This window comes from Occallatibacter gabretensis (assembly GCF_001449115.1).
GTDB classification, from domain to species: Bacteria; Acidobacteriota; Terriglobia; order Terriglobales; family Acidobacteriaceae; genus Telmatobacter; species Telmatobacter gabretensis.
This window is the reverse complement of record NZ_LAIJ01000010.1, coordinates 379,256-401,555: the sequence shown is the minus strand read 5'-3', so window position 1 is coordinate 401,555 and position 22,300 is coordinate 379,256. Positions and strand designations below refer to the sequence as shown.

At 56.7% G+C, this 22,300-nt stretch carries 16 protein-coding genes, 1 tRNA gene and 2 pseudogenes; 10 read left to right on the top strand and 9 right to left on the bottom strand.

Features of this window, described 5'->3' with window-relative positions; translation table 11 throughout:
- Position 1: 1 nt before the first annotated feature.
- Positions 2 to 709, bottom strand: a complete 708-nt coding sequence (locus VO84_RS17910) for an ABC transporter ATP-binding protein (protein ID WP_058189100.1) — start codon at positions 707 to 709, stop codon at positions 2 to 4.
- An 80-nt stretch (positions 710 to 789) separates the two neighbouring features.
- Between VO84_RS17910 and VO84_RS17905 the strand changes: the two genes are divergently transcribed.
- On the top strand, positions 790 to 1,413 hold the full coding sequence (locus VO84_RS17905) for an arylesterase (protein ID WP_231738049.1): 624 nt from the start codon (positions 790 to 792) through the stop codon (positions 1,411 to 1,413).
- 3 nt (positions 1,414 to 1,416) lie between these two features.
- Here VO84_RS17905 and truB read toward each other — a convergent pair whose 3' ends face one another.
- The 5 genes from truB to VO84_RS17880 form a co-directional block, all read right to left on the bottom strand.
- Entirely contained in the window at positions 1,417 to 2,295 is an 879-nt protein-coding gene (gene truB / locus VO84_RS17900) for a tRNA pseudouridine(55) synthase TruB (protein ID WP_058189099.1), read from the bottom strand.
- Positions 2,296 to 2,327: 32 nt separating this feature from the next.
- Entirely contained in the window at positions 2,328 to 2,930 is a 603-nt protein-coding gene (folE, locus tag VO84_RS17895; protein ID WP_058189375.1) for a GTP cyclohydrolase I FolE, read from the bottom strand.
- Positions 2,931 to 2,992: 62 nt separating this feature from the next.
- Positions 2,993 to 3,400 (bottom strand): 6-carboxytetrahydropterin synthase, encoded by a 408-nt coding sequence (locus tag VO84_RS17890; RefSeq protein WP_231738047.1) that lies wholly within the window; start codon positions 3,398 to 3,400, stop codon positions 2,993 to 2,995.
- Between the two features lie 38 nt (positions 3,401 to 3,438).
- A complete protein-coding gene (locus VO84_RS17885) occupies positions 3,439 to 3,858 on the bottom strand; it encodes a 6-pyruvoyl trahydropterin synthase family protein (RefSeq protein ID WP_058189097.1) in 420 nt (139 codons plus the stop codon).
- A gap of 74 nt (positions 3,859 to 3,932) precedes the next feature.
- Positions 3,933 to 5,141 carry a glycosyltransferase gene (locus VO84_RS17880; protein ID WP_082662132.1) on the bottom strand — a complete coding sequence of 403 codons (1,209 nt, stop codon included), beginning with the start codon at positions 5,139 to 5,141 and terminating at the stop codon, positions 3,933 to 3,935.
- 51 nt (positions 5,142 to 5,192) lie between these two features.
- On the opposite strand from VO84_RS17880, the gene VO84_RS17875 reads away from it, so the two are divergent.
- The 3 genes from VO84_RS17875 (at position 5,193) to VO84_RS17865 (ending at position 6,173) form a co-directional block, all read left to right on the top strand.
- Entirely contained in the window at positions 5,193 to 5,702 is a 510-nt protein-coding gene (locus VO84_RS17875) for a TlpA family protein disulfide reductase (RefSeq protein WP_157439984.1), read from the top strand.
- Positions 5,703 to 5,714: 12 nt separating this feature from the next.
- Positions 5,715 to 5,990: a hypothetical protein gene (locus tag VO84_RS17870; RefSeq protein ID WP_058189096.1), complete on the top strand. Its 276-nt coding sequence runs from the start codon at positions 5,715 to 5,717 to the stop codon at positions 5,988 to 5,990.
- 106 nt (positions 5,991 to 6,096) lie between these two features.
- A tRNA-Arg gene (locus VO84_RS17865) sits at positions 6,097 to 6,173 on the top strand.
- Between the two features lie 149 nt (positions 6,174 to 6,322).
- Here VO84_RS17865 and VO84_RS17860 read toward each other — a convergent pair.
- Both VO84_RS17860 and VO84_RS23380 read right to left on the bottom strand, forming a co-directional pair.
- On the bottom strand, positions 6,323 to 7,066 hold the full coding sequence (locus tag VO84_RS17860) for a substrate-binding domain-containing protein (RefSeq protein ID WP_231738045.1): 744 nt from the start codon (positions 7,064 to 7,066) through the stop codon (positions 6,323 to 6,325).
- Positions 7,067 to 7,138: 72 nt separating this feature from the next.
- Positions 7,139 to 7,315, bottom strand: a pseudogene (locus VO84_RS23380) (helix-turn-helix domain-containing protein); the annotation flags it as partial.
- 337 nt (positions 7,316 to 7,652) lie between these two features.
- Between VO84_RS23380 and VO84_RS17855 the strand changes: the two are divergent.
- From VO84_RS17855 to VO84_RS23080, 4 genes and pseudogenes are all read left to right on the top strand, one after another.
- Complete coding sequence (locus VO84_RS17855; RefSeq protein WP_157439983.1) at positions 7,653 to 11,324, top strand: FG-GAP-like repeat-containing protein; 3,672 nt, start codon at positions 7,653 to 7,655, stop codon at positions 11,322 to 11,324.
- Between the two features lie 90 nt (positions 11,325 to 11,414).
- A complete protein-coding gene (locus VO84_RS17850; RefSeq protein WP_058189093.1) occupies positions 11,415 to 15,026 on the top strand; it encodes an Ig-like domain repeat protein in 3,612 nt (1,203 codons plus the stop codon).
- 636 nt (positions 15,027 to 15,662) lie between these two features.
- On the top strand, positions 15,663 to 17,873 hold the full coding sequence (locus VO84_RS17845; protein WP_197414098.1) for a GAF domain-containing sensor histidine kinase: 2,211 nt from the start codon (positions 15,663 to 15,665) through the stop codon (positions 17,871 to 17,873).
- A 163-nt stretch (positions 17,874 to 18,036) separates the two neighbouring features.
- Positions 18,037 to 18,150, top strand: a pseudogene (locus tag VO84_RS23080) (transposase); the annotation flags it as partial.
- Positions 18,151 to 18,208: 58 nt separating this feature from the next.
- Here the strand turns inward: VO84_RS23080 and VO84_RS17835 are convergent.
- A complete protein-coding gene (locus VO84_RS17835) occupies positions 18,209 to 19,030 on the bottom strand; it encodes a hypothetical protein (RefSeq protein WP_058189090.1) in 822 nt (273 codons plus the stop codon).
- A 221-nt stretch (positions 19,031 to 19,251) separates the two neighbouring features.
- On the opposite strand from VO84_RS17835, the gene VO84_RS17830 reads away from it, so the two are divergent.
- Positions 19,252 to 19,605, top strand: coding sequence for a PadR family transcriptional regulator (locus VO84_RS17830; RefSeq protein WP_058189089.1), 354 nt, complete (start codon positions 19,252 to 19,254; stop codon positions 19,603 to 19,605).
- 1 nt (position 19,606) lies between these two features.
- Entirely contained in the window at positions 19,607 to 22,300 is a 2,694-nt protein-coding gene (locus VO84_RS17825) for an ABC transporter permease (RefSeq protein ID WP_058189088.1), read from the top strand.

The following is a 22,300-nucleotide window of genomic DNA, read 5'->3' as shown; positions in this document are numbered from 1 at the left end:
TCTATCCATGCTGCGCCTGCTCTTCTGCCAGGGGCTCATGAGGCAGTGTGTCTTCAACAATCTGACCGTCGCGGAGAACAATCTTGCGATCCGCCATGGCCGCCACTTCCGGGTCATGCGTTACCAGTACAAGAGTCGTTCCCGCACGTTTGTTGCGGTCAAGAAGCAGATCGAGAACGAGGCGTCCATTCGTGGAGTCAAGGTTTCCTGTGGGCTCATCTGCCATCACAATCGGCGGCTCGACTACAAAGGCCCGCGCGAGGGCAACGCGCTGCTGTTCGCCACCGGAAAGCTGAATTGGATAGTGATCCATCCGCTCTGCCAGGCCAACAGACTTGAGCAGGCTGCGAGCCTTGTCCAAGCCGTTCCCGCTTGAATTCAGCTCGAATGGCAACAAAACATTTTCAAGCGCCGTAAGCGTGGGAATGAGTTGATACGACTGAAAGACAAAGCCGATTTTGTTCCCTCGCACCGCGGCAAGCTGCCCTTCTTCAAGATTATGAATAGGCACGCCATCCAGCCAGATCTCGCCGGAGCTGGGCGAATCCAGACCGGCCAGCAAACCAAGCAAGGTGCTCTTGCCGCTTCCACTGGCGCCTACGATTGCCACAAACTGGCCTGCAGGAATTGTGAGCGAAATTCCTTTCAGAATCTCGACTCGCCGAGCGCCGTTTTGAATGACTTTCTTGGCATTCCGGACTTCAATCAAAGAAAACTCCGTTTCGGGGTCAAATAAGAATACGCAGCTTGCGCGCCCTGGTTCCCTGCTTCTGGTTTTACACTGTCGTGGTGGACGTTCGGCGCGCACTCTTCGTTTCATTGTCTCTGCTGGTACTGCTTCGCCCGTCATTTGCGGCGGACCAGCGAACCCTCGTCTGCCTTGGAGATTCCATTACGGCAGGATACGGCCTGCCGTCCGGTCAGGGCTATCCTGAAGCGCTTCAACGGAGGTTGGCACACAGCGGATACCACTACAAGGTAGACAATCAAGGAACTCCGGGAGCTACTACGAAAGATGCCGTTGCCAGCCTGCATACTGTTCTTGCATTACACCCGGATGTGGTCATCGTGGAATACGGGGGCAACGATGGGCTTCGCGGCCTGCCGCTCGATGTGACCCGACAGAATCTCGACCTGATCCTTACAGCGCTTGCGAACGCGCACATCAAAATTTTGCTGGCCGGCATTACGCTGCCGCCAAATTATGGCTCCGACTACATACAATCCTTTGAGGCTATCTTCCGGGAGTTAGCAGCGAAACACCATGTCGCGTTCATTCCGATGCTTTACAAGAATCTGGCCCATGTGCCGGGCACTCTGCAGGAGGATGGCATTCACCCCACGGCAAAGGGATCTGAAATTATTGCCGACACGCTGATGCCTACGCTGACGCCTCTTCTTCGCAAAAACTGAAATTCATCTCAAAACGACGACGGGCTGAAACAGCGTGCCGGCTACGCGTCGTGCGATTGCGGCGAGATCCCGCTGCGCTGCAAAGACCTTCACGAGCGGCGCTGACGAAAACTCCGGGAGATTGGCCTGATTGCCGTTCCGCATTCGACCCAAAGTCGGCGCGTCCGCAGTTATGGCCGGCATCTCAGGCAGCAGGCTGCGCGGATGCACGAACTTCTCCTCCATGGCGGATAGGTTTCCAGCAAGCTGCTGCAGTTCATCGAGTTTGTGCGCCTCAGAGAGGGTAAAGACACCTGCGCGGGTTCGGCGCAGGCTGCTTAGGTGTGCTCCGCAGCCCAGCGTTTGCCCCATCTCGTGAGCAATAGAGCGCACGTAACCTCCGGCGCTGATGCTCAGCGTAAAAGCGGCCTGATCGCCATCCAGCTTTGTGATCTCGAAAGACTCAATATGCACCGTCGCAGGCTTCAGTTCCACTTGCTTGCCGGCGCGAGCCAGCTTATAGGCAGGTTTTCCGGCGATCTTTTTCGCAGAAAAGGCCGGAGGCATTTGCTGCATGGTTCCGAAGAAGCGTGCTGCGACTTGGCGGACCTGCTCAAGCGTCAATTCAGGATGTATAGCTGCAGACGCCGGTTCACCTTCGGCATCATAGGTGTCCGTAGCAAATCCGAAACGGATGGTGCCTGTGTAGGATTTTTCTGCCGAAGAGAAATACTGCGCCAGGCGTGTGAACTTTCCCAGTAGCAGCGGAAGGATGCCGGTCGCCATTGGGTCCAGAGTGCCCAGATGCCCGATGGACTGCTCGCCTGTAATCCTGCGAAGGCGGCTCACCACATCGTGGCTCGTCATACCTCCTGGTTTGTCGATCACAAGCAGGCCGTTCACTTGTTTACTTTAGCCGATGCACCGGCTGGTGGTCAGATCGTGTTTGTTCCCGTTTGCCGCACCAACGAGAGAAACTCCGAACGCGTCTCCTTCTGCCGGAAGCAGCCTACCATTGCCGAGGTCACGGTGGAGGAGTTCTGCTTTTCGATGCCGCGCATCATCATGCAGAGGTGACGAGCCTCAATCACAACTCCAACGCCGTGCGGCTCAATGGCTTCCTGAATCGCATCGGCAATCTGGCGCGTCATGCGCTCCTGCACCTGCAGACGCCGCGCAAAGACCTCAACAAGACGTGCAATCTTGCTTAGCCCGATGACCTTGCCTTTAGGGATGTATGCGACGTGCACCTTGCCAAAGAATGGCAGCATATGGTGTTCACAGAGCGAGAACATCTCTACATCTTTCACGATGACCATCTCATCGTAATCCACATCAAAGAGCGCTCCGCGCAGGATTTCGTTGGGATCCTCACAATATCCCTTGGTGAGAAATGCCAGGGATTTTTCGACGCGTTTTGGCGTCGCAAGCAGCCCATCACGCTCGGGATCTTCTCCAATGCGGCGCAGAATCTCACGATGCAGGTCTTCTGTGCTGAACTCTGAGAGATCACTCTGCTTTACAAAAGCCTTCAGCATCGATTTGCTTACCGCCGCACTCTGCGCCATGTGAGATGTTCCTTTCTGTACAACACTCGTACTTACGCTGCTATAGCACCAGCTATAGATGGCGCATCAAAGCACTGGAAGAAATTGTTTTCTGTCTCTTCCACGCGAACGGATGCGAGCTTGCCTGCGCGCAAATTTTCCTTCAAAAGGCCGAATACAATGCTGCATAAATTTTCCGTCGTTGGAACTACGGAGGCAAACAAAGGATCAAGATTCAGATTTGTGTGGTCGAAGCGATCGATCACAAGTGCTCTTACTGTTTCATCCAGATCCGCCAGGTTTATGACCATGCCCGTTGCCTGTTTCACTTCGCCGCCGACAAGTACTTCAATCGTGTAATTATGCCCGTGGCCATGCGGATTGTTGCATTTGCCGTACGCTGCGCGGTTCTCTTCCGGTGTAAGTGAATCACTGTGCAGCCGGTGACTGGCGCTGAGCATGTATCTGCGGCCAAAGTATGCCTTCCCCGCGCTTACCATCACAGTCCACCTCGGTACTCGGCAAATATTTCTGGCGTCTCATAAACGCGAATCGCACTCAGGCTTGCTCCCTTGGCAGCCTTCACTGCAGGCTCCAGCCGCCTCCATGCCGCAATAGCGATATTTTCGGTCGTCGGGATGTCCTTGGCGAACTCGGGCACTTCAAGATTCAGATGACGATGATCCCAGGCGGAGAGCACTTCATGTTCAATCACATCCTTGAGCCACTTGAGATCGACAACAAAGCCAGTTTGCGCGTCCGGCTCACCGGCAACAGTGACCTCAAGCGTGTAATTGTGCCCGTGGCCGTTGCGATTGGCGCAGCGGCCAAAGACCTGTTCGTTCTTCTCAGCAGACCATGCCTCATTCCAGTAGTAGTGTGAGGCGGAAAAGGTGGCGCGCCGTGTAAGAAAGATCATGGAAGCCTCGAATATAGAGATGATCCGGCGTACGGATCAGGTTCATAACAATGCAATTGCCCCGCAGAGCAGGCTCATTGCGAGTATGTTCGGCCCTTCCAGCTTACCTGTTTCAGAATGCGGTGCTGAAACCAGCTGCGGTAGAGCAGAAAGATCATCAGCGGCAGTCCCAGGGGCGCGAGAGCACAGTCAGTGGCAGGAAAGTTCGACTTTGCCACGCGCACATAAAACCGGAACAGCGTCCGTACCCAGAGAAGAGCGAGGACCCATCCGGCAGCAAGCCACTGTATTCCTTTGGGCGTAAAGCGCGCACCCCACAGTTCCGCGGCAAGAATTGGCAGCACGATCATCAATACCAGATCGAGAAGACGCCAAGCCGCCAGCACCAGCGAATCGTTGAAGAGCAATGCGAGGTTTTTGGTCCAGCCTTCTATCATGGCGGCCGTAGAACGATACATGCGCGTAGATACCGCTTCGCCGGCATAACGGAAGCGCAGGCCCACTTTACGCCGCTTGGCCAGGAAAGCCAGTTCGACGTCCTCCAGCACGCGATTCTTTACGGCGACATGGCCTCCGATACGACGGTAAGCTTCACGCTCAACCAACAGAAACTGTCCGTTGGCTGCTGCGGTCCGCTGGTTCGGGTCAGAGACCTTTGCCGGCGGATAAGCCAGCGACAGCTCACTGAAGATGAGCGGCATGAGCGCTCGCTGCGCGAAACCAGTCACGATCTGGCGGGGGGAGTAACTGAGCATCCCCACTTTGTGCCGCTCAGCCTCATGGATGCTGCGGTACAGATTGCCGGGCTCGTGAATCGTATCTGCGTCCGTAAATAGCAGCCAGCGACCGCGCGCCTTCCGTGCAGCGGTCCAGATAGCGTTGGATTTGCCGGTCCAGAATTTCTGTTGCTTCGCGGATTCCCCTCGCTTCGCCCCAGGCTGGAATTTACCTGCCTTAAGAACCGTGACGCCGTGGAATCCGCGGGCGATTTCGGCGGTATGATCGGTTGAGTCGTCATCCACGACAATCAGCTCCCAGTCGCGGACAAGCTGAAAAACATCCTCAGACTGGGTGACGAGCGACTGAAGGCAGGCTCCGATGCAATCTTCTTCGTTGCGTGCGGGGATGATGACGGTCAGCTCAATAAGCGGATCGGGTTCGGGCTGGTCAAAGACCGTTCCGGGACGCGTATGCCATTCGATCGGCTCGTCGGAAAGACCTAGAACAGGCCTGAAGCCGCCTGTCCTCTGGCTTTCTCCGTTTTCCTCAGGATCATTCGCCATAGTTCGACGCAGTTGTTTCTGCTATTTCCTCTACTTCAGTATTATAAAAACGTGCGCTCCCGTAGTATTGTCTCCCGTCTTTCAGGCCTCTCCTTTCTGTGTGCGGCTGTCCTGACACTCTTCTGCGGATGCAGCCGGGGTGCGCATCCAGCGCAGGTGGGCAAGGCGGCACCGGATTTCACGGTTACGGACAACAAGGACTCGATTCATCTGGCCAACTATCGCGGCAAGGTGGTGGTGCTGAACTTCTGGGCAAGCTGGTGCGGACCTTGCATTCAGGAGACGCCGGGGCTGGAGGCGCTGCATCACGAACAACCGGATCTTGCAATTCTGGGCGTGAGCGTCGACGAGCATGAAGATGCCTACCGGGAGTTTCTGGTCCGGCACCATATTGATATGGCTACAGTATGGGATCCGAATGAAACAGCCGCCAAGCTTTACCACTCCGAGGGATGGCCGGAGACGTACATCATTGACCGGCAGGGCGTAATCCGACGCAAGATTGTGGGCGATCCGGACTGGACAAACCCGGAGATCCGGTCCTATCTCAAGAACCTCTAGTATCATCAAGCCATGACGACAGTGGAGATTCTCTACCGCTACGCCGCGCAGCCGACAGAGGCTGTGCTGTTTGCGCTATCGGCGGCGCGCGAGGTGTACGGCATCCGTCACCTGGCGTTTGACCGTGCGGCGCAGACGGTGCGCGTGGAGTATGACGCCACGCGATTGAATGCCGCTACGGTGACAGCGCTCGTGCGGCGTGCGGGACTCGATATTGCCGAGGAGCTGCCCCTTATTCCTCCTCCACCGCCAGAGCCAGCGGCGACACCGGAACCCGCCAAGGCTTAGCATTCGACCTCAACGAGAGAGGCTTGCCACCAGGCCCTCGGCGTTGCGTCCGGACCGATTCCTTGGTACTCTGGATGAAGTTCATTTCTGAACTTCAATTCACTTTGCGCCCGTAGCTCAGCTGGATAGAGCGACTGACTACGAATCAGTAGGCCGGAGGTTCGAATCCTTCCGGGCGCACCATGATTTTAAAGACCTTAGCTTCAAAAAAGCCCTCGCATCCTTCGGATGCGAGGGCTTTCAACGTCAGCGAATTTAATGCGCTGAAGATCCTTGCAAAAAACAATACTCGGAACCCGACGCCCGGTACTGATATTCAGGCGTTTGCCGGCTTATATTCCCTTGGCTTTCTTGCGTGACGGTTTGTGGTCGAAGACGGCTGCGATGTTGTGCGATTCCCACTCTGCGAGCGTTTCATCTGCCTCGGTAATAAGACGGCTGAGTTCTATGCCGAGCGGCGAAAGGATCCGGCTCTTCAAGCGAACGATTGAGAAGCTAGGTTTTGCCCACGGCTCCATGAAGGGTAAAGCTGCAAGCGCGCCCGCGTTAACCTCCGGAAGTAGGACGTTGAGCGGCAGAATGCCCACCGCATCCGACTCTGAAACAATTGTGCGGATCATCGCCACAGAATCGCAGCCGATGGAGGGAACAGATTCTGATGCCAGCTTCGCTTTGGGTTGCCGCACAGCAGCTCTGAAACGTTTAACCAAATTGGCGGGCAGTCGATTGGTCGCTGCAAGCGGATACTCCTGAATCTCTGAGAGAGAAATATCTTGGCCGTGGCGCAACAATGGATGTTCGGCACGCACTGAAAAAAACAACGGGTGAGGTTTGAGCTTTGTCACTTCGAGTTGTTGGCCGGCATCTGGCGTTGAGAGATGCATGACCGCGAGGTCGAACTCGCGCTTGAGCAAACGCGGCAGGAGCTGAAAAGCATTGTCATAGACAATCGACAGACGCGCCGCCGGATGACGGCGCACGAGTTGCCCGAGGGCGCGATCAAGAAACATTTGCCCCGGATAGACTCCTGCGCCAATGCTCAGCTCACTCTTCTGCAATCCGCGCAGCTGATTCATTTCATGCACCAGGTCGCTAGCGCGTCCTAGCACTCCGTCTGCATGTTCGAGAAGGATTAATCCTCCCGCCGTGGGCTCTACGCCATGCTGGCTACGCGTGAAAAGCGAAACTCCGAGGCGGCGTTCGAGCTCCTGGATGTTGCGGGAGAGAGACGGCTGCGACATGTGCAGCGCCTTGGCTGCGCGCGCAAAATTACAGTGCTCAGCAAGCTTTAGCGCACACTGCAATAGCCTGAGTTCGATGTCCATGCGTAAAACGTATCACGACAATTCAAACTTCTCATTGGACGCCGAACAGCATGGACGATAATCTTCGTCCTAACCCCTGATCAATCTCTAAAAGGGCAACAATACTATCGTGCGAATTTGTACCATTTGTTTCGCAAGCAATTTCCGTTTGGTTCACGAGCCGCTGCGATAATCAGCGCAGTTTTAGCATGCCTGCGTTATGGGGCCACGCTGTAAGTCGCTGGCCGGATAACCTATAATTCCCAATCAATCCAAATTTTTCCAGCGTTCAGCGAGCCAAAGGTCACTACCCTTGCCCGCTACACGACGTTGCCAAGCTGTATTTCCAGGAGGTGCTGTGAGAGCAAACAAGACTCAACGAAGTACTGCGCATTCGGCCGGAGCCGCGCATCCGGCGCTATTGTCTGAGCTAAACGCAAACGCGCGCCAGTCCCATACCCATGCATCGAATGCCCTCTGCTTCCTATTGACGCTGTTGCTGACATTTTCGTTTGCGGCGTCGGCGCAAACGAAATCGGCTTCCGAGCATATGATCGCTCCCCGCTACTCGCCGATTCCACACGCTACAGCGCGGCGCGCACGCACCACAGCAGGTAAGTGGACCGGGCGTGGTGTTATTACCGCTTCTGCCGCAAAGTCCGGCAATGGGCAGGCAGCGCAGCAGAGCCCGCGCTTGCCTCAGCACTCTCAATGGTTGACCAAAGCCAAGGCGAAGCCCGCTAAAACAGCTGCGGCAGATCAGCCCGCCCTGACGGCAACTCACAATTTTGGCGGCTTCCTTGCGGCTCCCTCCTATCAGGCGATTCAGCTGCCGAATGATGGCACGAACGGCATTCTCGTGACCCTGGCAGCCGACTTCAACAAGGATGGCTCGCAGGATCTTGTAACGCTCGATGGCAACGGAAGCCTGAACGTGATGTTGAATGATGGCAAAGGTCACTTTGGCGCGCCGATCACGACTGTCGGCAATGGCCATCAGTTCATCGGTGCGGCAGCGGCGGATCTGGACGGCGATGGCTATCCAGACATCGTGGCCAAGCCGTGGGTAAACTTTGTTGCCACCGCGCAGAGCCTCTACATCTTCCATAACAACCACGACGGCACCTTCGCAGCCCCCACTGTACTCTCCATCGCGGCAAGCAGCTACGAGGACATAGGCTCGTTCGTGATCGGCGACGTAAACGGGGACAAGATTCCGGATATCGTCAGCCTGAGCAGCGTTTACGACGACGTAAACAATCGGAGCACGATCACGGTGCAGACCTTTGCAGGTCTTGGCAACGGCAAGTTCAATACGACGAGTGTTCCGCAGAGCGTATTAACGATTGGCGCCTACGATATTGGATTACCTAACGAGAGCGCACTGCTCCAAACGTTGAACGGCAAGCTCAACCTGGTGTTTGAAGGCCAGGCGTATGACGACTTCAACTCCGGATTGCTGGTGGGTACCAGTGTGTTTGCGCTGGCCAGCAACGGAGACGGCACGTTCAATACCACTCCGACTGCAGAAGCGGACTTCGCGGCCTCCTACGGCGAGATCACTGACTCTTCAGGTGGCCTGAGCCTTGCGGATCTCAATGGCGACGGCTATCCGGACATCACGCTGAACTTCAACGACGATTATGTCTACTCCGCACTTGGCAAGCCTGACGGCACCTTCGGTGAACCGCAGGTCGCGATCACTACTTTTGCGCTGAATCCTGCCGGCTGGGCCGTGGTGGATGTGAACGGCGATGGTGTGCCGGATTTCATCGATCAGGACACGTATTTCACGGCGGTCTTCCTTGGCAATGGAGACGGCACCTTTGCAAACACGACAGCGGTCTATACCTCCAATCAAGCTTCAGCGCCATACGGGAATAATCTTCCCGGCTGGAACCTCGCGATGGCGGACTTCGACAACGATGGCCACCCGGATTTCGCCCTCGTCGACTCAGGCAACGCTGATTATGACCGCGCATGGGTCTTCATCAATCGCGGCAATGGCAGCTTTGCGGCGGCAACTTCGCCGGTTCCGCTGAGCGACCCTAACACCTTCCCGCAGGCGCTCGACCCCGTGCTGGCACTGGATCTGAACGGCGACGGCAAGATGGACATGCTTGTGCTGGACCAGATGGGCAGCGGGCCGTTCCCGTACCTGGCGGCGATCAGCGACGGCAAGGGCAACTTCACCTACAAGCCGGGCATTCCGGCAAGCCCGGGCGGCTTGAGCCTTACGGGCATCGCTCGAGTCACCGGCGACTTTAATGGTGATGGGCTGCAGGACATCTTGTACCTGACAAGCTCGGGCAGTGGTACATCACTTGCACAGGAGCTCGCTGTTGCGTTATCAAACGGTGATGGAACATTCCAGAGTCCTGTCGTCATTGACCCAGGCACGACCACAACTGAGGTTGGCTTAGGAGGAATCTCCATTGCCGATGTGAACGGCGATGGGAAGCTGGATATTGTTGCGGTATCACAATCGCTGTCAAACTATTTCTCACATGCCATTCTTTCGACTTCCGGCATTTACGTGGCTTTGGGCAATGGCGATGGCACCTTCAAGCCGATGCAGTTTACCGCGGCAGGTGCGTCGTTGCTGACGGCCGCAGTTACCGATCTGGATGGCGATGGCAAAGCCGATCTGGTATATACCGACGCGGGCAGTTCGTCAGCGCCAGCACAGGTCTCGGTTATCTATGGGACTGGGAGCGGGGTCTTTGATCCGACAAAGGCGCAAGTCATACAAACCGGCGACATCATCTTCCAGGTGCTTGCGGGTGATCTGAATAATGACGGCAAAAAGGATCTAGTTCTGCTGTCAGAAGGATCGCTGTCAAATGGTGATCTGGATTCGAGCCAGGCGGGAGCATTTGTCTACCTCAACAATGGCACGGGCTATGCACAGCCGTCTTTCGAATCGACTCTCTACGAGCCGGGACGTGAAGCCACCGACGCATATCTTGCTGATTTTAACGGCGACGGTGTACTCGATCTGCTCTATAGCGAGTATGCACCTGTTGACGAGACGAGCGACTATTACGGCCTTCAACTGCTTCCAGGCAACGGTGACGGCACCTTCGGAAAGCCATACGCCTCTCAGATTCCGACGGCTGCAAGCCTGTACCCTGGCGATTATCTGCAGGATGGCGCGCTCGACGTCGTGATCGATTCGTACTATGGCGTGCCGGGATTGCTGCTGAACCAGGGCGGCACGGCAATTGGTCTCAGTGCTGGAGCGCCGAGCATCACGGTGGGCGACAACGCTGTTATCAATGCCACCGTGCAACCGACGATGGAGTATCGCCCAACACCAAGCGGGTCGATGCTCTTCAGTGAGAACGGCTCAGTGGTAGGAATCGCCGAAGTCGTTGCCGGCGGAGCTACCTTCACTGGATCAAATTTTGCTACTGGCAGCCACACGCTTACTGCCTCTTACAGCGGCGACGCAAACTTCAATCAGTCAGTCAACGCAGGAACGGTGAATTTCACGGTCACAGGCGCCCCGTCTGCGCCCGCACCGAACTTCATTCTCCAATCGAGCGGGGGCACTTTATCGCTCACTCGAGGACAGGCTGGTTCGATCGCATTGACTCTAACCGCGAACAGCACGTTCTCGGGCAACGTTGCATTCGCCGTCTCTGGACCGCTCAACGGGCTTACAGCACAGGTTTCACCCACAAGTCTGACGCTTGCAGCGGGCCAGAGCGCTTCGGTTTCTGTGACTGTCAGCTCAGTCCAGAAATCGGAGAATCATCCCGCTTCCATGTGGGGACGCGCGGCGGGCGGACTAAGCCTGGCCTGTGTCTTCGGGTTGATTCTTCCGATGCGAAGAAAGAAGCTGTCGAAGTTGCTGATGCTGGTGCTTGGATTGGCTTCAATCGCCGGTCTTGCGGGACTCAGCGGTTGCGGCGGTTCCGGTTATAAGACTGCAACAACGGGCAGTTCCACGCTGGTTGTTACGGCGACGCCGTCCGTGCAGGGAGTGGCTTCACAATCTGTCAACCTCTCGGTCACGGTCAACTAGCGACAGTCCGGGCGGAGTGCGTTGATGCATTCCGCCCATCACCGGACAAGAATGCGTTCCGCTGAACTGCGGAAGAAATTACGGAGATCCATGAAGCATACATTCTCAAGTCGGTCCCGCATTGCCGCTCTCGCGCTCTGCGCAGCGGTCTCCGCTGTGCCCTGCGTCCTGCCACGCGCAAATGCTCAAAGCAGCGTTACACCAGAGGCGCGCATTAGCCAGGCGATCAGTGATCACAGCCTTGTTCGCCTCACCGGCAATACACCGCCGTTTACGCATAAAGCAAATGACCTGGGCGTTGCCGCTGACGATCTTTCACTCAGGCATCTCCAGCTGGTGCTCAAGCATAGCGATACGCAGGAAGCGGCGCTCGAAAAGCTACTGCACGATCAGCAGAAGTCGGGGTCAGCAAGCTATCACAAATGGCTTACGCCGCAGGTCTTCGGTGCCACCTATGGCGTGTCCGATTCGGACATCAGCAAAGTGACGGCGTGGCTGGACCAGCACGGCTTCACAGTGGAAGGCGTGTCGAACGGCCGCAACGTCATCACCTTCTCGGGTACGCAGGCCCAGCTTCGCTCGGCCTTCCACACCGAGATGCATCAATACAGCATCAATGGCCAGACACACTATGCCAATGCGACCGATCCGATGATTCCGGCAGCGATCGCTCCGGTGGTCACAGGCTTTGCGTCGCTGACCACGTATGGCAAAACACCGCTGCATACAACGCCTCAGATGGCGCGTCGCGCTGCGGGTGGCAAGTGGCAGCAGTATGCTCAGCAGCCCACAATGCGCTCTCAGACCGCGATAAAGAGCGCTTCACCACAGTTCACCGCCGCCATCAACGGGAGCAACTATTACTTCCTCGCTCCGGGCGATTTCGGCACAATCTACAACGTGAAACCCGTCTGGAATCAAAAGATCGACGGTAGTGGGCAGACCATCGCCATTGTTGCGCAGAGTGACGTAAATCCCGCAGATGTGGATGCATTTCGCACGGCATTCAATCTTCCAGAGAAGAAGCTCAACACAATCTATGTTGGCGAGAACCCGGGCTACACGGGAGACAGCACTGAAGGCGAAGCTGACCTCGATGTGGAGTGGTCGGGCGCCGTCGCCCCGAATGCAACCATCGACCTGATCGTTTCCGGCCAGACCAACACCGGCGGCGGCGTGACAGAAGCAGCGCAGTATGCGGTAGACAACAATGTTGCTCCCATCTTGAGTGTGAGCTGGGGCGGCTGCGAGCTGGCACTGGGCGCATCCGGCAACCAGTTCTTTAACGATATGTGGCAGCAGGCTGCGGCTGAAGGTATCACTGTCCTGGTGGCTGCCGGAGACTCAGGCTCTGCGTCCTGCGATCAGAACCAGGAACTGTCTTTTTATGGCGAACAGGTGAGCGGCTTTGCCTCAACGCCTTACAACACGGCAGTTGGCGGCACGGACTTCTCTGGCAACTATGGACATACCAGCCAGTACTGGGGCAGCACCAATGCTGCGGATGGCTCGTCGGCTCTGAGCTACATTCCGGAATCACCGTGGAATGAAACCTGCGCCAGCACCCTGGTGTTAGTAGCGGCGCAGCAGAACGGCTTTTCCGCGGATACAACCAACGAAGCGCTCTGCAACGATTTCAGCAATGGTGCGCCATTCCTGAACACCGCGGGCGGCGGCGGCGGCGCCAGCAGGTGCACCCAGTCGGATGCGTCCGATCCGTCAAGCTGCACAGGCGGCTATCCACGGCCAGACTGGCAGCTTTCTGTACCCGGAATGCCGCAGAATGGCGTGCGTAACCTTCCCGATGTTTCCTTCTTCGCAGGCTCCGGTCTGTGGGGATCTGCATACCTGTTCTGCCAATCGGATTCGACGCCGGACAGCACCTGTAACTATCAGAATGGTGACCTCGCATACCTGACCGCGGGCGGCACTTCGTTTGCCACGCCCGCATTTGCAGGCGTGGTAGCGCTGATGAACCAGAAGGCGCAGGGATCACTCGGCAACATTAATTACAGCCTGTACCAGATGGGCGCCGCGCAGTATGGCTCCAATGGCCCAGCGGTTTATCACGACATCACCACGGATAACAACGCGACTCCTTGTTTGGCGGGCAACGTTGCAGTTCCCCCGGGCACACTCTGCTCGGTAACCAATCCGGATGACGAAGTAGGTATGCTCCCTGACTACAATGCCAATGTTGGTTATGACCTTGCCAGCGGCCTTGGCTCGGCTGACGTATCGGCGTTACTCAATGCGTGGAGCAACGCTATTGGCGGCCTGTCCAATAGCACCACAACTCTGAATCTGAGCGGAACGGCACTCGTCTATGGCGCGTCGCTGAAAGCACAGGTTCAGGTGGCGGCGGCTTCGGGAGCTAAGGTTCCCACGGGCGCTGTTGCGTTGTTTGACCAGGACACCGCCACCGGGACTCCGCTCGGCAACGCGCAGCTTGCAAATGGGGCTGCAGCCGTTATGGAAAATATGCTTTCTGCCGGAACGCATATTTTGTACGCACGTTATACGGGTGATGGCTCCTTTGGCGTCAGCACCTCCAGCACTTCGTCCGTCACGGTCAGTCAGGCAGCAACCGCGATGACGCTTGGATCCAGCCAGAGCACGGTTGCGCCGGGCGGCAGCGTACTGGTGAAGGTGAACATCGGCACCGCGACGTCGGCTGCTTCGCCGACCGGCAGCGTTGTGCTTACAGACACCACAACCGGCAAGACGCTGACGACGGTTCCGCTGCTTGCATCCACAGACACGTCGGGCAACTCCATTGCTAATGCGGCGGTAAGTGTGCCAGGCCAGTGGCTTGCGAATGGTGCGAATGTCATCAGCGCTACTTACGCAGGCGATACCAACTACACCGGCTCCACTAACTCGCTCACAGTAAGCTATACGGCCCCGTTTGCTCTCACTCTGCCCCAGGCAACACTTACGCTATCCCCAGGCAGCACTACCGGCAACACGATGGCGATTACGGTGACTCCTGCCGCAGGGACAACACTCAATCCATCGTCGCTTATCTTCGGCTGCCCCGGAACGTTGCCAACCGGCATGACCTGCTCTTTCAGCACGCCGGTTGCCGCATCCAGCGGCGCAGTTTCCTCCACGCTGACGATCACCCTCTCAGGGCCTCTTGCCGCACAATCGCAGCCCCGCACAATTGCGTTGCTTGGAACGGGCGCAATGACCGGTCTGGCGTGCATCGTTCTGCTCGGCCTGCCGGGCAGGAAGCGCCGTTTTCACTTCGTTGTTCTTCTCGCAACGATCAGCGTGTTCGCCTTCGTGACGGGCTGCACCAATGGTTCGAAGCCGAATGTTGCGAATACGGGGACGTCGGCAACCGCGCTTTCCGTGTCGTCCGCCTCGCCTGCGCTGGGTAGTGCGGTGACGCTGACGGCTAGCGTAGGCTCAGCGACCGGCAGCGGCGGTTCACCCTCAGGGACTGTGACGTTTGAGGACGGAACCAACGTTCTCGGAACGGGATCGGTCTCCGGTGGATCGGCGACGCTGACGACTTCTTCCCTGGCCATTGGCAATCACAGCATTGTGGCCAGCTATGGCGGAGATTCGACCTTCACGGGATCGAATTCGGCCGCTACCGCAGTGGATGTGACCCTTACGGCACCCGTCACCGTTCAGGTGATGGACAATGCGGGGAACATTGCTGCCCAGTCGCTGACCGTAACTGTTCAGTAGCTGTAAGCATTTATGGCGCTGTGAGCATCTGCTCACAGCGCCATTTTTGTTGTTCGATTTCGGACAATTGCTGGAGTTATCCTGTGCAGCACAGTCTTTGAAGCAATTTAATTTCTTAGAGATACGAGCGATTGCAAAGGGCTTATAGAAATCTTTATGCGATCTTTATTCTGAAACTGTGCAGTGCACTGTGCGATACAGATTTACAGAAATGCAGTTTCTGGTGACGAGGGAGGGGGTGGGGGGTTCCCTCCCCTCCCGTAAACACGACGGCCCGAATCCATGATGGATTCGGGCCGTCTTTTGCCTGCTGATTATGAGTGTGGCACAAACAGGCCTAATTTTATGCAAACTTTCTGAACTAAGTTCCAGCACGAAAGTCCATTGGACCAAAGTAACGTCCGGGGCGGGGAAAGCAACTCACCCCCCCTAAGGCCCATCGAAGCCTACATTCGCGGCTTGGCGCGTCGCTCCCATCGATTCATTCCAGTTGGCACCTGAGTGGGCAAATCGACTATATATCTCTCTTCCACCGTTGTTTACATATGGAGCCTTTCTTAATAAATGAGCGGCAGCAATTTCCAGTCGAAGGCGCCCTATCCACCCTTTCCAGGTAATGGAATGATGGGAGGACTCATGCGCGCCACAGATTGGACCAAGACCCCTCTGGGGCCTCCGGACACCTGGTCGCCCGCCTTGCGCATGATGGCGAGGTTTCTTCTCGCCAACCGATTTCCGCAACTGCTCTGGTGGGGACCGCAGTTCTGCTGCCTGTATAACGATGCCTATATTCCGATCCTGGGAACAAAGCACCCCTGGGCGCTGGGCCGGCCAGTCAGCGACGTATGGGAGGAAATCTGGCATGTGCTGGAGCCGTTGATCAAGACCCCCTTTCAAGGCGGACCCGCTACCTGGATGGAAGATCTTCAACTTGAGCTCAACCGGCGAGGATTTTTCGAGGAGACACATTTCACCGTGGCCTACAGCCCTGTACCGGATGAGAGTGTTCCGGGGGGTATCGGCGGCGTGCTGGCTACGGTGCATGAGATCACTAGCCAGGTGATCGGCGAACGCCGGACGCGTGTGCTGCGGGAACTCGGCGCCCACTCCACCGAACCGAAATCCGCCAAAGAGGCGTGCGAGTTTGTCGGCAAGACGCTCTCAACCTACGCGAAAGACATTCCCTTTCTTCTGCTGTACCTATTCGATGAGAAGCAGCAGGTGGCGAGCCGGACATGCACGGCCGGCGTTGATACTGAGGATCGAGGCTGCCCAAAATCGATCGACCTGCTGGCGACAACGGATCAGGTCTGGCCGTTGTCTGCCGCCCGTGCGACAGGAAAAATTCAACTGATTGAGAACGTGAAGAACAAGTTTGATATGCCACCGCAAGGGCCGTGGTCTCATGGACCCAGCATGGCTGCAGTGGCGCCAATCCGATCCAACCTTCCGGACCAGCTATCAGGATTTCTCGTTGCCGGACTCAGCTCGCATATCCCTTTCGACGGACACTATCGACACTTTCTGGAGCTGATGTCGACGCAGATCACGACGATGATCGGGAATGCGCGCGCGTTCGAACAGGAAGAGAGGAGACCCGCAATAGATAGCGTGTCGCCCACACCTTGCGGTACACCTGCGGGCAGCGAAATGCGGATTGACGAGATTATGGCGCCAGAGCTGACGGCGCGACCGGGCGCGGATATTGCAATGTATCGTCTGCGGCAGGAAATGATGCGGAACGAAGAGGAGCTGCACCTGAAGGCCGAGAGCGCCGAGCGGCAATACCGCACGATTCTGGAAAGCATCTCCGAAGGCTTCGTTTTCATCGATCGCAAGTGGCGCATCGGATACGCCAATGAGCAATGGGCGGCTTTGGTTGGTGTAACTCTGCCCGAGGTGACAGGCAAAGATCTGTGGCAGGTATTTCCAGAACTGGAAGACACTGCCTTTGGCCTCTGCTATCAACAGGCAATGAAGACCTCCAGGCCCGAGCGGCTGGAAGAGTACTATGCGCCGCTGGGCCGCTGGTTCCACACCAACATCATTCCTTCCGCGGAAGGTATCTCGATCTTCGTCCAGGATGTAACAGAGAGACACATTCAGCAGGAACGGCTTCTACTCTCAGAAAAGCTGGCGGCCACGGGCCGGCTTGCGGCAACCACGGCACACGAAATCAATAATCCTCTCGAGTCTGTGCTGAACCTGATTTATCTTGCCCGGATATCCAATGGTCAGGCCGAAAAGGTAGAGGAGTTTCTTTCCACTGCCGAAAACGAGATGACTCGCGTCTCGGACATTGCCAGGCACACACTCGGTTTCTACCGGCAATCGTCTATTCCGGCCCAGATTGATATGCAGGTTCTGCTGGAAGAAGTCCTGACGGTGTACCACAGCCGGCTGCGGGTGGGCGGAATTGAAGTTCGGAGGGACTTTGCCACGGTGCCGACGATCAAAGCGCTGCGCGGCGAGATGAATCAAGTGTTCTCGAACCTGCTTTCGAATGCAATTGACGCCACGCGGAAGGGCGGCAGACTATCCATTGCGCTTCGCGAATCGGAGCACAATGGAACGGCAGGCGTCGATGTGCGGATCGAAGATAACGGCAGTGGAATTCCGCCAGAGAATTTGCCCCGGCTCTTTGAAGCCTTCTTCACCACCAAGCCGACCGCCGGCACCGGGCTGGGACTTTGGGTAGTCAAGCAGTTTGTTGAATCCTGGGGCGGCAATATCCGTGTGACAAGCAGTACCGGAGCCGATTCGCACGGCACCACGTTCACCGTATTTCTACCACTGGTCGCGGTGAAGCGGTCTTATCAGCAGGACGGATCGGCCCAGGTAGCATAATTCTGTTTTTTGGATAGTATGTTCACGTCATTATGACTGACGATTGGGGGCCGTATCAGCCAGCAATGAAACAAGCTGGGATTACACGAGATCACCATAAACCATCAATCACTACAGCGGCCTATACGTGGACGGAGACGTTACACCAACGGAATAGAGCGCATTCAGTTTGCTCAAGCGCGGCATCTTTGGTTCGTGGCACAAAATCTCCGCAAAGCATTTGTCAGCTTACCTCGACGAAATGGCATTCCGATTCAACAACCGTTTCAATCCGTATCTGTTTCGCGACACGCCCATCAAGCCAGTTGAAGCGCCGGTGCTGGAATATAAGAATCTCACTGCTGCGTGATGGGCGTGCCCAATACATGTATTCCCTTCTTGACGTTGCGATCAAGAAGGAAGTTAAACATCCTACACTGTCCAGACACTTTCTTTGAGAATCCGAACAATTGACTCGAACTATGCTCATTAAGACTGATGGGCTGAGGGTCGGTCGTAAAAAAACCGCTTTCAACCGAAGCTATTGCTTCGCCGGGTGCTGTGTGTATGAGATAAAAATCTCGACTCTCATGAGGAGCCATATGTCCCACGGACATCTCGAATATGACATTCTCGACATCATCGTGGCACAGTCCTCCAATGATGTCGGTATATTTGGCAGCATCTCCAGTGGCTTCTCCAATCGGTTTTCGCGATGAAGGTGAAGGATCTATATCAAAGAAAACTCTTGGGTCTTGTGAGGCGTTGGGAATCGTTATATCCAGTTCTGCTAAATAAAGATCGTGGTCTGATCTGTTCGTCAGCGATATAAGATATTGCTCGTTACCACCAGGAAAATTGCCGTGGAACTTCAATTTTCCTGGGCTGGCTTCTAGAGTGTGTGGCCATACAAAATGACCGAACCATACACACACCGCAAGAGAGAGAACTGTCAAAATCCAAAAAATTGGTTTGCGGAAATGCACCCTCTCACTCAATCCATAAAGAAAGAGACTCAACATCGCGACAAGCAATATTGTTGTCGTGATGCGCCCAGAATTGTCTGCGCTCAGACGGGGAGTGATTAACAGTAGGGCTATGGCCATAATGCCCGCCAATACCCACGGAAAATCAAATTGCCGTTTTGGAGTTCCTATCTCGTTGTATTTATCAGCCATGCATACCTCTGCTCACCCTCTTCAATAGCGGTTATAGGCGAAGCGTATTGCTTTGGGTTACTTTTCCCAAGGTGACAATCTTGCGAAATAATTTCTTCGAGTACTCCCTAAATCTTCATCCTGAAGAGCTTATCGTGCGATTGAAGGCGGACTGAATCCCGTCAAAATATTTTTCTAAAATACCTATTTTAAAAATAGGTATTTTGAGTTATCTTCATTGCATGGCGAAGAATCCCAAACACCGCGATCTTTTTCCGGGAGCGCTGGAGATCATGATTCTCCAGTCACTGCGCGTGAGGCCGATGCACGGCTATGCGCTTGTGAAGCACATCAAGGAAGTATCAGCCGACCTGCTCCAGGTGGAGGAAGGGTCGCTGTATCCGGCGCTGCAACGCATGCTGCGGGAGGGTTGGCTGGAGGCGGAGACGGGCACCTCGACGAAGGGCCGGCCTACGCGCGTTTACCGCCTGACGGATGCGGGAGTTCGGCACCTGGAAAAAGAAGTTGTGAGCTTTGAGCGGATGTTTGCGGGCATTACGCGCGTGCTGGCGGTTGTTACACCGCAGGAGGCTTGAGATGGGTTTGTTTTCAAAGTTATTTTCGCGACGCCGTCGCTACGACGACATTTCTGTCTCGATCCAGGAGCATGTGGCGGAGCGCGCCGAGGAGTTGATGGCGGAAGGGATGCCGCGCGCAGAGGCCGAGCAAACGGCGCGTCGGGAGTTTGGCAACGTGACGCTGATGGAAGAGCGCAGCCGCGAGGCGTGGCAGTGGGCATGGCTGGAGTCTGCGCTGAGCGATATGCGGTTTGCGCTGCGGCGGCTCAAGAAGGCGCCGGGGTTTGCTGTGACGATTCTGCTGACGCTGGCGATTGGGATTGGCGCGAATACGGCGGTATTCAGCGTGGTGAACAGCGTGCTGCTGAAGCCGCTGCCGTATCCGGATTCCGGGCAGCTGGTGGATTTACGGCTGGATGCGCCGGGCATGGGCGGGTTGTCGAGCACGAGTGATGGCTTGCGGCTTTCGGCGTCGATGTATCTGACGTTCTCGCGGCACAACCAGAGCTTTGAGTCCATGGGCGTGTGGGCGATGCAGAACGCGAATGTGACGGGCATGGCACAGCCGGACGAAGTGGACGCGGCGGTGGTGAGCGGAGGAGTGCTGGAGACGCTGGGCGTGCCTCCCCTGATGGGCCGATGGCTTTCAGCTGGGGACCAGGACCCGCGCGGCGCGAAGACGGTGATGCTGAGCTATGCCTATTGGCAGAAGCGGTTTGGCGGGGATCGTGGAGTGTTGGGACGGAGCATTGACGTGGACGGCGTAACGCGCACCATCGTGGGCGTGATGCCGAGGGACTTTCGCGTGGTGGACGATCACTTCGAACTGATTGTTCCAATAGCGTTTGATCCAACGAATGAGAAGCTGGCGGGATTCGGGCTTGTGGGAATCGGCAGGCTGAAGCCGGGAGTGACGCTGGCGGCAGCGAATGCCGATATTTCGCGGCTGATTGGCGTGTGGATGAATGAGTGGACGAATGGGCCGGGAACGAATCCGCATTACTACGAGGTGTGGAAGATTACGCCGCACTTTATGCCGCTGAAGCAGGCGGTGATTGGCAACGTGGGCCAGATTCTGTGGGTGGTGATGGCCACGGTGGGCCTGGTGATGCTGATTGCGTGCGTGAATGTGGCGAATCTGCTGATGGTTCGCGCGGAGGCGCGGCAGCAGGAGCTCTCGATCCGCGCGGCGCTGGGCGCGGGACGCGGACGGATTGCGCGTGAACTGCTGATTGAAAGCGTGATGCTGGGGCTGCTGGGCGGCGTGCTGTCTATTGGCGTGGCCATGGCTGGGTTGCGGCTGCTGGTTGCGCTGGGACCGACGGATCTGCCGCGGCTGAGCGAGGTTGGCTTTGATGCAGGATCGCTGGGATTCACGTTTGCTCTGGCGGTTTTCTCGGGGCTGCTGTTCGGGTCGATTCCGGCGCTGAAGTATGCAGGCGCGAAGGCCACAGCCATGATGGGAGGGACGAGTCGCACGGCGAGTGCAGGCAGGGCGCGGCAGCGGTCGCGCAACGTGATGGTTGTGGCGCAGGTCGCCATGGCGCTGGTTCTGCTGGTGTGCTCCGTGCTGATGATTCGCACCTTTATGGCTCTGCGGAATGTGGATCCGGGTTTCAACGATGCCGCGCATATCGAGACGCTGAATATCTACATACCGAAGCAGGTGGCGCAGGATCCGCACATGGTAGCGCGGATGCAGCGGGAGATCGGCGACAGGCTGGCGGCGATTCCGGGAGTGGCGTCGGTAGGATTTGCGGCCAATGTGCCGATGGATGGAGCCGGTGAGAACTGGGACGTGGTTGCCGTGGAAGGCAAGGTGTATCCGGGTGGGGACGGGCCGCTGGAACTCTTCAACTATGTTTCGCCGGAATACTTTCAGACGATGGGCGCGCACCTGGTGGCGGGGCGCGATTTTACATGGGACGATCTGGAAGGCGTGCGGCCCATGATCATGGTTTCTGAAAGCTTTGCGCGCGAAAACTGGGGTTCTGCGGGCGCTGCGATCGGCAAGCGCATGAAAAAGTACGACAAGTCACCATGGCAGGAAGTGATTGGCGTGGTGGAAGACGTGCATGTACATGGCGTGGATGCCAAGGCTCCGAAGATCGTCTACTGGCCGGCGGTGTTTTATGACCGCTTTGATACTCCGCCGACGATGAACGGGCTGCGGTTTGCCTGCTATGCCATTCACACCAGCCGCGCGGGCACAGAGGGGCTACTGAACCAGATGCAGCAGGCCGTGTGGGGCGTGAATGGAGATCTGCCGCTGGCGCAAGTGGGCACGATGCAGGAGCTTTATTCGAAATCGATGGCGCGGACGTCGTTCACGCTGGTGATGCTGGCGATTGCAGGCTCCATGGCGCTGGCGCTGAGCATCATTGGGATCTATGGGGTCATTTCGTACTCGGTGTCGCAGCGGACGCGGGAGATTGGCATCCGGCTGGCGCTGGGAGCGCAAAAAGACGAGCTGCGGTGGATGTTTGTGCGCTCTGCGATGGTGCTGACTGTGGTTGGTGTAGTGATTGGCGTTGGCGCGGCGGCCGGCCTGGTGAGCTTGATGAAGACGCTGCTCTTTGGCGTGAGTCCACTGGATCCGGTTTCATTTGTTGCCGTGCCGCTGGTGCTGGCCGCCGCGGCGGCGCTGGCCAGCTATCTGCCTGCACGGCGTGCTGCGTCTGTTGACCCTGTCGTGGCGTTGCGAGCAGAGTAA

What these genes read in the sequence shown, in the direction of transcription:
- VO84_RS17860 (WP_231738045.1), bottom strand. Translation starts at nt 7,066, where the DNA reads ATGAATCAGCTGCGCGGATTGCAGAAGAGTGAGCTGAGCATTGGCGCA.
- VO84_RS17870 (WP_058189096.1), top strand. Translation starts at nt 5,715, where the DNA reads ATGACGACAGTGGAGATTCTCTACCGCTACGCCGCGCAGCCGACAGAG.
- VO84_RS17850 (WP_058189093.1), top strand. Translation starts at nt 11,415, where the DNA reads ATGAAGCATACATTCTCAAGTCGGTCCCGCATTGCCGCTCTCGCGCTC.
- VO84_RS17835 (WP_058189090.1), bottom strand. Translation starts at nt 19,030, where the DNA reads ATGGCTGATAAATACAACGAGATAGGAACTCCAAAACGGCAATTTGAT.
- VO84_RS17830 (WP_058189089.1), top strand. Translation starts at nt 19,252, where the DNA reads ATGGCGAAGAATCCCAAACACCGCGATCTTTTTCCGGGAGCGCTGGAG.
- folE (WP_058189375.1), bottom strand. Translation starts at nt 2,930, where the DNA reads ATGCTGAAGGCTTTTGTAAAGCAGAGTGATCTCTCAGAGTTCAGCACA.
- VO84_RS17885 (WP_058189097.1), bottom strand. Translation starts at nt 3,858, where the DNA reads ATGATCTTTCTTACACGGCGCGCCACCTTTTCCGCCTCACACTACTAC.
- VO84_RS17890 (WP_231738047.1), bottom strand. Translation starts at nt 3,400, where the DNA reads ATGCTCAGCGCCAGTCACCGGCTGCACAGTGATTCACTTACACCGGAA.
- VO84_RS17845 (WP_197414098.1), top strand. Translation starts at nt 15,663, where the DNA reads ATGCGCGCCACAGATTGGACCAAGACCCCTCTGGGGCCTCCGGACACC.
- VO84_RS17880 (WP_082662132.1), bottom strand. Translation starts at nt 5,141, where the DNA reads ATGGCGAATGATCCTGAGGAAAACGGAGAAAGCCAGAGGACAGGCGGC.
- VO84_RS17825 (WP_058189088.1), top strand. Translation starts at nt 19,607, where the DNA reads ATGGGTTTGTTTTCAAAGTTATTTTCGCGACGCCGTCGCTACGACGAC.